At 43.5% G+C, this 14,986-nt stretch carries 15 protein-coding genes; 2 read left to right on the top strand and 13 right to left on the bottom strand.

From position 1 onward, the window contains the following. Positions 1-7: 7 nt before the first annotated feature. Both A3K86_RS19305 and A3K86_RS19300 read right to left on the bottom strand, forming a co-directional pair. A complete protein-coding gene (locus tag A3K86_RS19305) occupies positions 8-784 on the bottom strand; it encodes a glycine betaine ABC transporter substrate-binding protein (protein WP_068335246.1) in 777 nt (258 codons plus the stop codon). Between the two features lie 126 nt (positions 785-910). Continuing rightward, entirely contained in the window at positions 911-1,201 is a 291-nt protein-coding gene (locus tag A3K86_RS19300; protein ID WP_068335243.1) for a putative quinol monooxygenase, read from the bottom strand. A gap of 278 nt (positions 1,202-1,479) precedes the next feature. On the opposite strand from A3K86_RS19300, the gene A3K86_RS19295 reads away from it, so the two are divergent. After that, the gene (locus A3K86_RS19295) at positions 1,480-2,505 is read left to right on the top strand and encodes a zinc-binding alcohol dehydrogenase family protein (protein ID WP_068335241.1); all 1,026 of its coding nucleotides are present in this window, start codon (positions 1,480-1,482) and stop codon (positions 2,503-2,505) included. A 7-nt stretch (positions 2,506-2,512) separates the two neighbouring features. Here A3K86_RS19295 and A3K86_RS19290 read toward each other — a convergent pair whose 3' ends face one another. The 5 genes from A3K86_RS19290 to A3K86_RS19270 form a co-directional block, all read right to left on the bottom strand. Beyond that, entirely contained in the window at positions 2,513-3,394 is an 882-nt protein-coding gene (locus tag A3K86_RS19290; RefSeq protein ID WP_068335239.1) for a LysR family transcriptional regulator, read from the bottom strand. A gap of 195 nt (positions 3,395-3,589) precedes the next feature. Then, a complete protein-coding gene (locus A3K86_RS19285; RefSeq protein WP_068335237.1) occupies positions 3,590-3,943 on the bottom strand; it encodes an SMR family transporter in 354 nt (117 codons plus the stop codon). A gap of 182 nt (positions 3,944-4,125) precedes the next feature. Further along, entirely contained in the window at positions 4,126-4,512 is a 387-nt protein-coding gene (locus tag A3K86_RS19280; RefSeq protein ID WP_068335234.1) for a hypothetical protein, read from the bottom strand. A 249-nt stretch (positions 4,513-4,761) separates the two neighbouring features. Then, positions 4,762-5,712, bottom strand: a complete 951-nt coding sequence (locus A3K86_RS19275) for a cation diffusion facilitator family transporter (RefSeq protein WP_068335232.1) — start codon at positions 5,710-5,712, stop codon at positions 4,762-4,764. Between the two features lie 90 nt (positions 5,713-5,802). Then, positions 5,803-6,396 carry a DNA-3-methyladenine glycosylase I gene (locus A3K86_RS19270; protein WP_068335230.1) on the bottom strand — a complete coding sequence of 198 codons (594 nt, stop codon included), beginning with the start codon at positions 6,394-6,396 and terminating at the stop codon, positions 5,803-5,805. A 255-nt stretch (positions 6,397-6,651) separates the two neighbouring features. Between A3K86_RS19270 and A3K86_RS19265 the strand changes: the two genes are divergently transcribed. Further along, positions 6,652-6,936: a hypothetical protein gene (locus A3K86_RS19265; protein WP_068335228.1), complete on the top strand. Its 285-nt coding sequence runs from the start codon at positions 6,652-6,654 to the stop codon at positions 6,934-6,936. Between the two features lie 128 nt (positions 6,937-7,064). Here A3K86_RS19265 and A3K86_RS19260 read toward each other — a convergent pair whose 3' ends face one another. The 6 genes from A3K86_RS19260 to secD all read right to left on the bottom strand — a co-directional run bounded on the left by A3K86_RS19260 (position 7,065) and on the right by secD (position 14,785). Further along, positions 7,065-7,418 carry a hypothetical protein gene (locus A3K86_RS19260; protein WP_068335225.1) on the bottom strand — a complete coding sequence of 118 codons (354 nt, stop codon included), beginning with the start codon at positions 7,416-7,418 and terminating at the stop codon, positions 7,065-7,067. A 170-nt stretch (positions 7,419-7,588) separates the two neighbouring features. After that, positions 7,589-8,779 carry a cystathionine beta-lyase gene (locus A3K86_RS19255; RefSeq protein ID WP_068335223.1) on the bottom strand — a complete coding sequence of 397 codons (1,191 nt, stop codon included), beginning with the start codon at positions 8,777-8,779 and terminating at the stop codon, positions 7,589-7,591. Positions 8,780-8,915: 136 nt separating this feature from the next. Continuing rightward, positions 8,916-9,614 carry a hypothetical protein gene (locus A3K86_RS19250; RefSeq protein ID WP_068335221.1) on the bottom strand — a complete coding sequence of 233 codons (699 nt, stop codon included), beginning with the start codon at positions 9,612-9,614 and terminating at the stop codon, positions 8,916-8,918. Between the two features lie 371 nt (positions 9,615-9,985). Continuing rightward, complete coding sequence (locus A3K86_RS19245; RefSeq protein WP_068337046.1) at positions 9,986-11,617, bottom strand: methyl-accepting chemotaxis protein; 1,632 nt, start codon at positions 11,615-11,617, stop codon at positions 9,986-9,988. Positions 11,618-12,076: 459 nt separating this feature from the next. Then, complete coding sequence (gene secF, locus A3K86_RS19240) at positions 12,077-12,976, bottom strand: protein translocase subunit SecF (RefSeq protein WP_068335217.1); 900 nt, start codon at positions 12,974-12,976, stop codon at positions 12,077-12,079. 3 nt (positions 12,977-12,979) lie between these two features. Continuing rightward, on the bottom strand, positions 12,980-14,785 hold the full coding sequence (secD, locus tag A3K86_RS19235; RefSeq protein ID WP_068335215.1) for a protein translocase subunit SecD: 1,806 nt from the start codon (positions 14,783-14,785) through the stop codon (positions 12,980-12,982). Positions 14,786-14,986: the final 201 nt, after the last annotated feature.

Here is a 14,986-nt window from a genome sequence, read left to right as displayed (position 1 = left end):
ACTTTGATTATTGTTGATCTAACCAACGACGAGTCACAGTATCAAGATCTTGCCCTTCTCGGCAGACTAGATAATCAAGCTCTGCAATAATATCATTAGAGAAACGCAGCGCATCTAATTGCGAGATTTGTTCCGCAGTGAGTTTATCTGCGCGATCTTCACGAAGCAGTAATACCGCTTTATCAACGATACCTAATAAACCTTTTGGCTCTTCAATCTCACGAATCATGTATTTATGATGAAGAAATTGAGGTTTCCAAAGTGGCACAACCATCCATTGCTTGTTCTCAACAGCCTGCTCAAATGCAGTGAAGCAGTCTTCTTCGGTACCGGTATGGAAGCGATATCCAGCATCATTTAGCCCATACTCATCCATCATCTTAATCGAGAAACGAGTAATGCCAGCTCCAGGGTTAATCCCCTGAATATCTTTCGCCATTTTTTCAACAACGTCAGGTTTTAGCAAATCACTGACTTCATAAACGGCATCTTCAGGCACATAATCTGGCACACCCCATAACGCATATGGTTTATAGTGCAGGCCAAGCTCCATTAATGGCTGAACCTCTTCCACATCGGCTTTATAAATACCGTGACTTGAAGGTAACCATGCCGAGCAAAGCATATCAAGCTCACCGGATTTCAGTTTGGCAAAATTATCTTGATGTGGTGAGAAAATACGGTTTACTTCAAAACCCATGTCCATTAGTACATGACGAACAATAGATGCAGTGACGCGATGAAAAGAAAGATCTGTCACACCGATAGTGATTAAATTTTTCATAATTAACTCTTTTTATTCATTTATATTTTGGTAGAGAAAGCAGGCCAACTTACGGTTAATGAAATGGATTGAGGTGAGCAGTACCTGAGTATCTTACAGTCTCAAGTACTACTCATGACGACCCCATTAAGCAATTTGCTTCATTTCGTATAGAGTAAAGAGTTCAATAGCACCTTCAGTGGCTGCCATATATTGAGCAAGATGAGCACTACCCATGTGCGTTTGCCACAATTCACGTGACGTCCAGTTTTCGTAAAATAAAAAGTGGGCTGGATTTTCATTATCTTGATGCAAATTGAAATCAATACAGCCTTCTTCAGCACGAGTAATATCAATCATCTTTAATAGCTCAGCTTTAACAAGTTCGAGCTTGTCTTCTTTCGCTACAATGCTAGCGACAATTGTCAATTTCGACATGATTTATATTCTCAATTTGTTACCAAAGCAGCTTTACTCGCTGTGTTGCAGAGCATAGTAGGCGACTCTTCACACTTATTGAACAGTGTTATATTTGTTTCACTATCAAATTAAATTTGAAAATATCGAGCGTTTTATTTGAAGATGATTATCAAAATATTTTTGACAATGTTTCAATTAATACCCTGTTTTTAGTTTTTAAAAAATCGCTATGATTTTCGTAACAGCAAAACGCTATCTCAATAAAAGCAATACCGATAACAACGGAGAATACGAATATGTCATTGCCATCAACCATCAAAGCATTTGGTTTCACTCAATCACTACCAATCAATGAACCAAACAGCTTGATTGAATTCGACAAAGCACTACCAGAGGTTGGTGAAAACGACCTACTTGTAAAAGTAAAAGCAAACTCAATTAACCCTGCTGACGCGAAAATTCGTGTGCGTGCAGCAAAAGACAAAGTGCTAGAACAACCGCGTGTGGTTGGTTTTGATGCTGTGGGTGAAGTGGTTGCCATGGGTGATAACGTCGATGGCTTTCTAATAGGCGACCGTGTTTACTACGCTGGTGATGTTACTCGTCAAGGTTCAAACGCAGAATACCAAGCCGTTGATGCCCGCATTACTGCTCATGCTCCCACGAGTCTATCTGACGAAGAAGCCGCTGTAATGCCTCTTGGCGCAATTACAGCTTGGGAAGCACTATTTGATCGCTTACGTGTTCGCCCTGAAGAAAAGAAAACATTACTCATTATTGGTGGTGCTGGTGGCGTAGGTTCAATTACAACACAGCTTGCCAAGCAACTAACAAACCTGACGGTTATTGCCACCGCTTCTCGTCCTGAAACAGAGCAATGGGCGAAAGAGATGGGGGCAGATTATGTGGCAAACCACCGAAATCTAGTTGAATCTGTCCGTGAGCAAGGCATCCAACATGTCGATTACATTTTCAATGTCGCTGACACCAAAGGGCACTGGGAGTCTATGGTCGAGTTAATTGCGCCCCAAGGCATGATTGCCTCTATTGTTGAATTTGATGGCGGTGTCGATTTATCTGCCTTGCAAGGTAAATCGGCAGGATTCATCTGGGAATTAATGTTTACTCGCTCACTATTCAACACTGAAGATTTACAAAAGCAGCAAGATATTTTATTCCAAACCGCAAACTTAATTGATTCTGGTCGTATTAAATCAACGCTGACTAAAACCCTTAATGGTTTCCACCTTGATACTTTCAAAGAGGCACATCGCTTAATTGAAAGTGGCACTTCAATTGGTAAAGTCGCAATTAAGTTTTAATAACAATTCAATTTATAATAAATCCATGGTGCTGCTGCATTAGTTGCAGCACCTGTTTTCCTATCTGACTATATTCAAGCGCAGGATCCCACAAAAGCTCAACCCGCCGTAATATCTCTGTTTGTTCAAAATCACTCGTCAATACAACTAATTTACCTTGCGCCACTTCCCTTTCAATTAGCGATTGTGGCAAAAACGCAAAGCCTTTCCCTTCACTTAATACCGCTTTCAACAAGCCGAGTTCAGAGACCATGAGGTACTGGTGGCTAAAGCCAATTTCGTCGTCATCACCGCTTTCTTCTCGGCTCCAAATCAACTCTCGGTATTGAGATAATTGATCGATAGTCACCTTCACTTGCTTAGCCAGCGGATGATGGCTGGCAACCACTAAAACCTCGCCGTAATGACCCAAACGGCTGAAGCCGTACTCGTGGTGATTCAGCGCCATGCCTTCACTCACAATCGCAATATCGAGCGTTTGTGCCGTCAGCATATTCACTAACTGGCTACGATCTTGATTCACCACTTCAAGGTTGATGTTTAAATCGAGCAAATGAGACAGCGCGCGCTGCAAACACGTCGACGGAATGTAGTTATCAATGCCAATAGTAAGGCTTAGCGGCTCATTATCTGTCAGTGCCTGAGCACCCAATGCCAGCTTGTCAGCTTGGCTCACTAACCCAGTGATCACAGGTAGCAAGGCTTGCCCCTGCTCACTTAAATAAATGCGATTACCTGTTCGTTCAAAAAAGCTGATCCCAAGGTCAATTTCTAAATCTGCAATCCACTGACTCACCTGAGATTGACGCTTACCCAAGGCTCTCGCCGCAGCTGAAATAGAACCTTGTTGATGGGCGAGCAATACCGCTCGTAGGTGAAGAATATTCATTGCAAACTCATTGCGTTAGGTAATCTTAATAAGACTAATACTAACAGCCACAATCGAAATAGAAATGAAAATTCACCAATAGTGCAAGTTAGTAATGAAGTAAGAATGAGGTAATGCGTTGAAAATAAAAAAGAGAAGGGAGCCACTTCACCAAGCCTAATAAACAGCCATATTAGGCTTGCTGTACAGGAATAATCAGTGCGCGACCGATTTTGAAAATACGTTAATGATAATCGTGCCCGCCATGATCAAGCTAATACCCAGTACAGCGAATTTATCAAGGTATTGCCCAGAGAACATCCATCCCAGCATGGCAACCAACACTATACCGGCACCACACCAAATAGCGTAAGCGACACCAACAGGCATAGTACGAACAGTCACCGACAACATAAAGAAAGCGACCGCATAACAAAGAAGAACGACAGCAGTTAAACCTAACTTCGTGAACTGCTCTGTCCGTGGCAGCAAGCTGGTTGCGATAACCTCACACACAATCGCGATGCCGAGTGGGATCATCGGAGGTAAAGAAGATAAAAATTGAACCATAAGAATACAAGTAGATTTAACAACAAACCAAGCATCTTACTCTTAAAATCTTAAATTAAAATATCAAAAGCCATTAAATCTTCTTTCTATCACAATAAAGTTTATTTATGTGCAATGTCATTCATCAAACATATTAAATTTTGAGTCCAAGTTTACTCATAATTACAGTTCAACCAATAAATTTAATCATCCCATTCAACCACTTGCCCGCTATCATACACACCATCACTATAAGCTGGCGTAAAGTTAATAAAGATGTTGTTTTTTGCTGTTGGGACTTGCTCAGCCAAAGTATTCGCAATTAACTCTAGCATAGAGGCAATCTGCTGTTCGGTGTTAAAGCTTGGTGCGATTAAGTCAATAATGAGAGGATGAGTATTAATAGGCTGATGATGAACCGCTTTACCCGAATGCACATAATGCCCCGGAGCTAAGTACTCCCATGTCAGCATAATATGATGAGGCTCTATATCAGTCGCGGCTGAAACAGCTTGAGATAAACTATTGAGCACTTGAGGAATAGGTACTTCTTGCGTGAAAGGTAGTGACTTAATACGGATCAGTGGCATAGCTCAGCTCCTTATTTGGCAACAGCCCTACATAGATCCTAGTCAATCTTCAAATCTAAACAGCATCTTATGTTTGAGAATCTAGCACTTACTCTTAAAGTTATCCCAATCGTGAGAAACCACTGACTACCGTAAAGAGATTCCAGTAAGCCTTAATCACTCCCTTACCTATGGCATAAAAAAACGCCAGCAAAAGCTGACGTTCTTGATTGAAGTGAATAATGATAAGCGAGCGCTTAATTCAAATTACTATTCGCTCTTATTACCTTGTTCACCGCTATCATCACAAGTACCTTCACAGCATGGGTTCATCACTCGCTCAGCGCATGTGTAAGGTTCAATGTGAATGATCACATCTACCACTTCTTCAATTTGCTTCAAAATGTGACTTTTGAAGTTTTCAGCAATGGTATGAGCGCGATCTACACTCATTTCTGGGTCAACCAATAAGTGGAAGTCCAGTAGAATACTGCTACCAGTACGGCGGCTACGGATAGCATGTACTTCGCGAATATCAGGGTCTTCATCCGCATATTGCTGAATCTGGCTTTCCAGCTCGGTATCCGCCTCTGCTTCAGTCAGTTCCCAAATCGCAGGCCATAGAATCTCGAACGCCGCTTTTAAGATCATCGCAGTAACTAATAATGCTGCGACCTGATCCAAATAGTGAAGATCCGGTACCACCCAGTTAGCAATCACTGCTATGGCGACAGGCAATGAACTCAAGGCATCAGATCTATGGTGCCAAGCATTGGCATACAGCGCACGGCTATTGATTTTCTTCGCTTGAATTAACGTCCAGCGATACAACACCTCTTTCACTAAAATCGAGGCGACAGCAGCGACAAAAGCTAACATTCCCGGCGTGGTGGTCTGCTCATGCCCAATGCTGCTGATAGAATCCCAGCCTATGCCTAAACCGACAGCGGCAAGCAAAACACCGATGAAAATATTAGTAAGAGTTTCAAATCGTCCGTGACCGTATGGGTGACCTTTATCTGCTGGCGCTGTCCAATAGCGTGAACCGATCAAAATAGCAGTATCGGTAACAAGGTCTGAGAAACTGTGAACACCATCGGCAACCAAAGCCTGACTACCTGTGATTTTACCCACAGTGATCTTGACTATAGCCAGGGCGACGTTGGCAATCGAACCAACCCAAGTTGCCTTTTGGATCAGTTTTACAGGCTGATCTGACATAACATTCTCAAATTATTAATTAGTAGTGCGACGATAATACCAAATAGGCACATGAATGGCAGAAAATTACCACTATTCTCTTAATCTTGCTTACCAGTCAACAGGTTGTTTTTGGGCACTGATGACTTTTTGATAACAAGAACAATTCACCACATGATCATTCACCATGCCTGTTGCTTGCATAAAGGCATAACAAATTGTTTCCCCAACAAACTTAAACCCTCGTTTCTTTAAAAAACGGCTCATCGCTTTTGATTGCTCGGTCGATGTGGGTACTTCTGAAACTGATGTCCAGCGATTGTTCATTGGCTTATGCTCAACAAACTGCCACAGTGCCTTAGCTAACGATCCATACTCTTGCTGCAAAGATAATGCAGCACGCGCATTGCCAAACACCGAAGCGATTTTCCCTCTGTGTTTGATCACATCAAACTGCTGAATGATACTTTCAACCATGGTTTCATCTTGCTGTGCTAACCATGCCAAATCGTAATCACGAAATGCGGCCCGATACTGCTCTCGTTTCTTCAGAACTGTTAGCCAACTCAAGCCAGCTTGAGCACCTTCAAGAGTGACAAATTCAAATAAGGTTAGATCATCATAAATAGGTATCCCCCACTCGTTATCGTGGTAGATTTTTTCTAACTCATGATGTTGCGCCCATCCACAAATGATATTTTCCATAACAGTAACTGTTCCATAACCAACAATGTCTATATTAACTGTTTTGTTATATTTCCTTTATAAACAAAAGGAAATAGCAATTATTTACATATATTAAATTAGTTCAGTAAATATAATGCTAACTAATTTGACTTTCTATCGTGCTCTGTTCACAGATCGCAGTATTAATGGTGTTTTTTATTTGCTAAATTTAAATCTCCTTCCATAATGTCTAAATATCAATACATAAATTATTGATGGTAAAAAAGGACTTTTATGAAAAACATCACCGCCTTTATCGAACAGTTAGACAGACTGCAATCACCTATTGTTTGTTGGGTTTTCTCTGAGAATGATTGCTACAAGGAAATTGATGGTGGCGGCATTATCAGTGTTAGTAAGCTTAAGAGCATCTTAGATGCCCATCTACATCTTGTAGTACAACCCATCGAACATGATGCCTTCACGCCTCATCTGCTGTTACCCGAAGTTTCTATGGCGGTACCCGTTAACTTTATTAACGGTAAAGTAAGCTCAATGATTGAAAGCGAAGCTGCATAAAATTCATACAATTTCATGCAATACCTTTAAGTGCTCAATTAATAAGCCAAAAAGAGAGTCGATATTAATCGGCTCTCTTTTTATTTTGTCTAACAAATGCAAAAAAGCACCACGAAATATCTTCGCAATTATTGGCTGCTGTTATTTGATAAATATTCTGGAATTGTTCTTGGCACACCATCTGCGCAGGCTTTTTTCCCCGCTTCAACCCCATCACTATATTTACTACTACGACCTTCGAGTGTTGGATCCACAGAGACAGGTAAACGTCCGCTCGTATCACGATACGTTTTTAACGCACATCCTTGATTGAAACCATAATAGTAAATACTGTCATATTCAGTTTCGACATCGTACTCATCAGGTAAAAACTGATAGTTATCGAGACCTGTATCTATGTTACTCATCTCGCTATTGGTACATCCTGATAAACCCACGGCCGCAATCGCACACACCAACCACACTGCTTTAGTTTGTTGCATACTGGCTCCTTCTCCATGAAATCAACCTTTTAAGCTTATACCAAATTAGCATCTTAGGTGTGACCCGCTTCATATCCTTCAATCTCTGAACGCCATCAACAAAAAAGGCCACCTTGCGGCAGCCTTCCAACATGCGAATCATGTAATTTCGTTGCGGGATCTCGCTGCGATTACGTGTTTTTCAGCACTTCATTAAAGCGCTCAAATCCAAGCTCAAGATCGCGGATCAAATCGTCGGTATCTTCCAGGCCAATATGAAGTCGTAACATAGGGCCAGCAAACTCTTTTTGCGTTGCCGTACGAAGGCTATTGATGTTTTCATTCGCTAAAATCAGGCTCTCAAAGCCGCCCCACGAATAGCCCATACCAAAATGTTTCATTCCATCTAGCATGGCGGTCAGTGCTTCGGTATTGCCTCGATTCAGTACCAAGGAAAATAAGCCATTGGAGCCTTTGAAATCACGCTTGAAGAATTCGTGACCTTCACAGCTTGGCAATGCTGGATGACGGACATGATCAACTTCCTCACGCGCTGCCAGCCACTTAGCGACTTTCAGTGCATTTTCTTCATGCTGGCGCATGCGCACACCTAGCGTACGTAGGCCACGCGTTGCGAGGTAAACATCATCAGGAGAAGCGCATTGTCCCATGAGATAACTGTATTCGCGCAGACGATCCCAACAGCGCTCGTTAGCAGTTGCTGTTCCTAGCATCACATCCGAGTGGCCCACAATGTATTTGGTTGCCGCTTGCACCGATATATCAACACCGTGTTCAAACGGCTGGAAATTAATAGGTGACGCCCAGGTGTTATCCAACATCACCACAATATCTTGTTCGTGAGCAATACGCGCTAAAGTGGGTACATCTTGAACTTCCATCGTGATTGAACAAGGTGACTCCAAGAACAACACGCTGGTGTTGGGTCTGATCAACTCACGGATTCCTTCTCCGATCATAGGATCGTAGTAAGTGGTCTCAACCCCCATATTGGCAAGGATGGTATCGCAGAAGTTGCGGGTTGGCTCATAAGCCCCATCGACCATCAAAATATGATCACCCGACTTTACAAACGAGAGAATCGCATTACTAATTGCCGCCGTCCCACAAGGATACAGAGCACAACCTACCCCGCCTTCGAGCTCAACCATGGCTTCTTGAAAAGCAAAATGGGTATTGGTGCCACGACGACCATAGAAAAGCGCTTTATTCATGCGATTCTTAGTGGCGGCTTTCATATCAGCCACACTATCAAACACTATGGTCGAAGCACGACTCACTGGCGTATTCACCAGTTTTTGGGTCCATTTTTTATCACGACCCGCTGTGACAATACGAGTATCCAAGGCTTTCTTTTCCATGAATGATTCACTTCCTTAGGCTGATTGAATATTACAAAGTCAAACTTGATGCTACTCAACTTACCATAGAAGAAAGCCAAAGCCACCAACTAAAACGGCGCTCATTCGCGCCGTTAAAGTTCATCAGTTATCTGTCTTATGCAGAAGCATATTGTGGCGTCACTTTTGTTGGCGCTTCACGATGTTCTTCTATATCGCGCTGCCACAACAGCTCATCGCTCATCTCCAAATGAGCGCGATAATTCAAACACGCTCGCATCACCTCTTCCACACCGCTCACTTTGGCAGTCAACATTGCTAGCAATAGCGCTTTGTGGGCGTAATAACGATGTAAGGATACCGCTAGCGTTGCAGAGCAAGGTTTACTTCCTTGTGGTCGCAATACTTGTAAAGCTTGTTTCTTAGGGTAGAGCTGAAACACATTGTGATTGATGGTTTTTGCCTGCTTGATCGTACTACGTATTTCACAACGAGAAACCGGGCTGTAACATGCCTGACACTCGTTATTCGTCACGCCTTTTAAGTAGGCTTTATGAAGTGCTGTGAGCTCTCCATCCAAACAAGGCAAACTTAAGAAAATAATATCTTCATAGTCATCCCCCAAGGTTTGGAAAATACCACGCGTTTGCGCCACAAAGCCGTGTTCAAGCAAACAACTTATCGCTTTTAAACCGGATTGGTACTGTTGCAAGATCTGCAACATCACTTGAGGTCCTTGCTGGTAAGGCAATTGTGAGCAAGGCTGTTTTTCCGCAGTGGACGACTTCAATCGCTGAATTTGCGATTCCACATACTGCGTAATTTTATGGTTAATTTTCATATCAGATAAATGCATATTGCCGTCCTCTGCCATGAATCAATGAAAGATAAGAAAGTGCAAGCAAGGACAATGCCTGTTTTTATTTACCTGATTTACTAGCAAAAAAGACAGAAGCACCGTGCTGACTATGTGCATTTTGCGATTGAGGTTATTTGTTGTCTTATTTTGCGAACCTATCTGCAACAAGTGACACTTTTTGCCTTTTGTCCCCAAACCCAAGTCAAAGCCAAAGCCAAAGCCAAAGCCAAAGCCAAAGCCAAAGCCAAAGCATGAAAGCCTTTAGCAATAAGCGATGACGATAAAGGTGATGCTCAACCAAACTGACATTCTTTAGATACAAAAAAGGGTGAGCATTATGCTCACCCTCTCATCATGATTTCTACGGCTTATACAATACGAAAACGCGTCATTGCTTGCTGTAGGTTCACCGCCAGTTGGCTTAGTTCATGACAAGCCTGAGTAGTGTGACCTGAGCCCTCAACTACTTCAGCTGAAGATTCGTTAATTTTCGTCACGCTACGACCTAGCTCTTCTGTCACTGAATCTTGCTCACTACATGCACTTGCAATTTGCACGCTCATATCTGCAATCTTACCAACCGTTGTTTCAATTGATTGGATCTTGTCACCCGTGTTTTGGCTCTGCTCAACACAAGAATGGATCAAGGTACAGCTTTCGTTAGTCGCTTCACGCGCTTCGTTAGCGCTCTTCTGGAGCTTCTCGATAATACCAATGATTTCACCCGTTGATTGCTGAGTACGACCAGCAAGCGTACGCACTTCATCTGCAACCACGGCAAAACCGCGACCTTGTTCACCTGCACGTGCCGCTTCAATCGCTGCGTTCAGTGCTAGCAAGTTAGTTTGCTCGGCGATATCACGGATCACATCAACCACCATGCTGATGTTCTCAGATTCTTTCACAAGCTGACCGACTAAAGCACCTGCATTTTCAATCTCGCTAGAAGCGCTTTGAATATGTTTGATCGTATCAGATACTTCAGACGCACCTTGTGACGCTTCAACACTTGCTTCAGACGCAGAAGACGACGCAAGTTCAGTATTGCTTGCCACTTCTGCCACTGTCGCTTTCATTTGATCCATCGCCGTCGCCACCATAGTGATTTCACTCTGTTGGCTGCTCATGCCTGCCGCTGATTGCTCTGCTACTGCGCTCACTTCTTCGACTGCTGAGCTAAGCTGTGTTACCGCCGCAACGATTTCTTCAATCAAGCTACGTAGGTTCATCTGCATAGAAATACTGGTATCAGCAAGCTGACCTAGCTCATCATGGCCAATCTCATCACGGTCAATACGATGAGTAAGATCACCACCAGCAATCGCTTGTGACTGTGCCATTACCAAGCTAAGCGGACGGCAAATTTGGCGAACCAGCAACATGTTCATCAACACCATAAAGACAATCAAACCCAGCACGCTAAAGATGGTCCAGGAGATCACATTGCTTACGCTTGCCAGCATAGAAGTACGGTTATTCGCAACAAAACCCAAGTTCATATCAAGCAAGACATCCATCGCTTTCTCTAACGCTTGGAACTCTGACAGCGTGCCCGCCAAAATTGGCTGTGCCGTTGCAATATCACCACGTCCTGCCGCTTCATTAAAGCCAGCTAAAGATTGGTTATAAGCACGCCATGTCGCCATAATATTATCGAAAACACGTTGTTCTTCAGGCGAGGCAACAGTAGCGCCGTATTCCATCATCATTTTTTCAACAGTACGGTATTGCTCGTTCGCTTTAGTAATACGAGAGCGAATCGCATCCAACTCTGAGTAAGTCAGAATTGCGTACTGAGTACGACGAGCGTAAGACAGCTCGAACATCATATCTTCAACGCTAAGTACACTTGGCAACGTTGAATCAGTGAAATTGACAACACCATCACGAACAGTTTTCAGCTCAGTATTAATGAAGAAACCAAATCCAATTAAAACCAATACGATCGCTGAAAACACACTGGCAATCTTCTTACCAATGGATAAATTACGAAAAGTTATCACTTAGAGACACCTTATTAATATGCAGAAAGTCGTCGACAAATATAGAGGAAGCCTTTACTGACAGTTGTTCAGCAAGGTTAAAATTATAGTTATATCCAGAGTGGCAGCAGGTATCGCTGGTTGAGTCTCATATGAGCCCCACTGGTAATGGTTCCTAGTGTTTTGTCTCTAGCGCACCAAGCAGAGTAATTGCTCTAGTTCTTGGCGCAACGAAATACTTTAGCGTCAGATCACATAATTTTTTTAGCTTTTATAAATTGAGTGAACAAATTATCAACGAAATTGCATATTCAATAAAAAAGGCGGGTTAGGTTTGACTCATAATTCCGAGTTATACCATGTAAAAGATGATGAGAATTAAATGCATTTAGTTTGATTTGGAATATACAAAAAGACGCCAAGCTGACGATTATCTAGCTTGGCGTTTTTGATAACTAGTTAGTTGCAACTATTCCATTACGGCTCATCACTAATCGCCACAGGCATATAGTGTTGCGCTTTCACCCCAAAATATTCTGGTAGCGTTGTACCCACCGAAATAGATGACCATGTACCAGTAACAATCCCGATGAACATCGCAATCGAAAAGCCCTGCAAAGGTGCGCCGCCCAATAACCACAGCGCACTCACTGTGATCAAAGTGGTTCCTGATGTCACCATAGTACGAGAAATAGTAGCTGCTATTGCTTCGTTATTGGTAGTTGCCGTGTCTTGATTTGGCTTAGCTATCAAGATTTCACGGATACGGTCAGCGATGATGATGGAATCATTCAACGAGTAACCGAGAATAGCCAATAGCGCCGCCAGCACGGTTAAGTTAAATTCCATCTGGGTCATCGCGAAAAAGCCCAGAACGAAGATCACATCATGGAACAACGCAAACAGAGAGCCCGACGCTAAGCGCCACTCAAAACGATAGCTGAGGTAGCCCAAGATACACAGCATAGCGACTAAAATGGCCATACCGCCTTGGTTCGCTAATTCAGCCCCCACTTGAGGACCAACAATCGACGTATTCAACACTTGGACTTGGGTGTTCAGCGGCGCCAAGATTTCAGTGATCGCAGGCGCATTATCACCAGTTTGAGGCGCACTGTAACGAAGCACCCAGCGACCCGATTCACCAGCAGCAATAACATTCACATCTTGGTGCAATGCTGCTTTCATCAAAGGCGCAATTTCACTGCTGGTAATTTGTGGGGCGACTTGTATTTCAGTGACCACACCGCCAGTAAAATCTAACCCCCAGTTCAGCCCTTTCACCGCAATCATGGTGATAGACATGATCATCAATAACACAGATACCATGCTGGTACGGTAGCGCCATTTTGTTGCATTTTTCATCGTAATCAACATGTTTTAAATCCTTACTTCTCGACGTGAATCACGGCCCCACACCAGGTTAATCATGGCGCGAGAGGCAAAAATACCAGTGAACATACTGGTCAATAGACCTAAGCCTAGGGTTAGCGCAAAGCCCTGAATTGGGCCATTACCGATGGCATACAACACCACAGCAGTGATCATGGTCGTAAAGTTGGCATCGAAGATGGTGCCAAATGCACTGTCAAAACCACGGTCGATAGATTGCGCCAAACTACGCCCTTCACGAAGTTTGTCTTTGATACGCTCGAAAATAAGTACGTTGGTATCTACTGCCATACCGACAGTCAGTACCAAGCCGGCGATACCCGGTAGTGTCAAAACCGCTCCTGGGATCATCGCGAGCAAACCAAATAGCATGATCATGTTTGATACCAAGGCCACGTTAGCTACCCAGCCAAGACGACGGTACCAGCACGCCATAAATAGCAGAGTGACACCTAAGCCCAAGCCCAGTGCAGCAAAGCCATTTTCGATATTCTCAGCCCCTAGAGTTGGGCCGATGGTACGTTCTTCAACGATAGTTACAGGTGCGGTTAATGAACCTGCGCGAAGTAAAAGAGCAAGTTCTTGCGCATCTTGAAGTGAGCCTGCGCCCGTAATGCGGAAGCGGTTACCCAATTGAGATTGAATCGTCGCGACACTGATGATCTGATTTGTTTGCTTCGCTTTACCCTCTGCATTACGGCTGTATTCGCTGTACGACGTTGCCATTGGTTTACCAATGTGACGACCTGAGAAATCCGCCATAATACGACCGCCAGTACTATCTAAGGTGATGTTCACCTCAGGCACACCCATTTCGCCAAAGCTTGCGCGCGCATCAACGATATGATCGCCACCTAACACAGGACGACGCGCCACTGTAACTGGCTGACCATTTTTATCGTTAATGACCATGCCACCCGAAGTACGCACTTCGTAGAAAGCCAAACTTGCGGTAGCACCAATCACGCTTTTCGCCGCCGCCGGATCTTGAACACCTGGTAACTCAATACGAATACGCTGCTCACCTTGGCGCTGTACCAAAGCTTCGGTAATACCCAACTCTTCAATACGGCTACGCATGGTTTGTAGGTTCTGCTGTACCGTTAAGTTACGCAGTTGTACTTTCTCACTTTCTTTCATCAACAAGGCAAGATCATCACCACGGCTGCTGCGTACTTGCCATTGTGGGTATTGTTTTGCCATGAATTGGCGCACTTCATTATTGGCAGCTTCATTTGGCAAACGCACCGCCAAGCTATCACTTTCGTCTTGAGAGATATAAGCAGAACGGATCCCCGCTTTGCGTAAATCTGCACGTAGCTCATCTGATAATTGTTCAGTGTGAGCGCGGTACACTTGGTCCATATCAACATCAAGCAAGAACTGCACGCCACCGCGTAAGTCCAAGCCCAATTTGATTGGCGCAAACCCCATTGATTGCAACCATTGCGGTGCAGCCGCTTCAAGTGCTAAGGCAACTTGTGAGCTGTCTTTTACCATGCCAGCAATCAGTGATTTTGCCTTCGCTTGCTGGCTCTCATCTTTCAGTACCACAATGGTTTTAATGTCATTGTGATCAATGCGTTTAGTTTCAATTCCCGCTTTATTGAGCGCTTGTTGCAGCTCAACCGGAGTGGCTGTTAATCCCGCTTTAGGGCTGATTTGAATGGCAGCATCTTCGCCGTACCACGTTGGAATGGCACTTAATAACATCACCGCTAAGGTGACAATCAACACCACATACTTCCATGCTGAGTAGTGGTTCAACAAACGTTGATTAGGACGTTTTTTCATATTTGATATACCAACTATCCCTGCTTTCTCTCGCAACTATTCGCTGCCGAAAACAGAGTTAAAATCGTGATAGTTCAAGTACCTGCACTGCAAATACTCAGATTTAAAAACGATGTGAGTACCTACTGACTTTTGAGTTTCAAAAACTCAAACAATCGATAGCAAAAGCAATCAAGCCATAGGTAGATAAGGTCGATACCG

The organism is Photobacterium jeanii (assembly GCF_001650345.1).
GTDB lineage: Bacteria > Pseudomonadota > Gammaproteobacteria > Enterobacterales > Vibrionaceae > Photobacterium > Photobacterium jeanii.
Note: the sequence above shows the minus strand (reverse complement) of the source record. Positions and strands in the feature narration are given on the sequence as shown.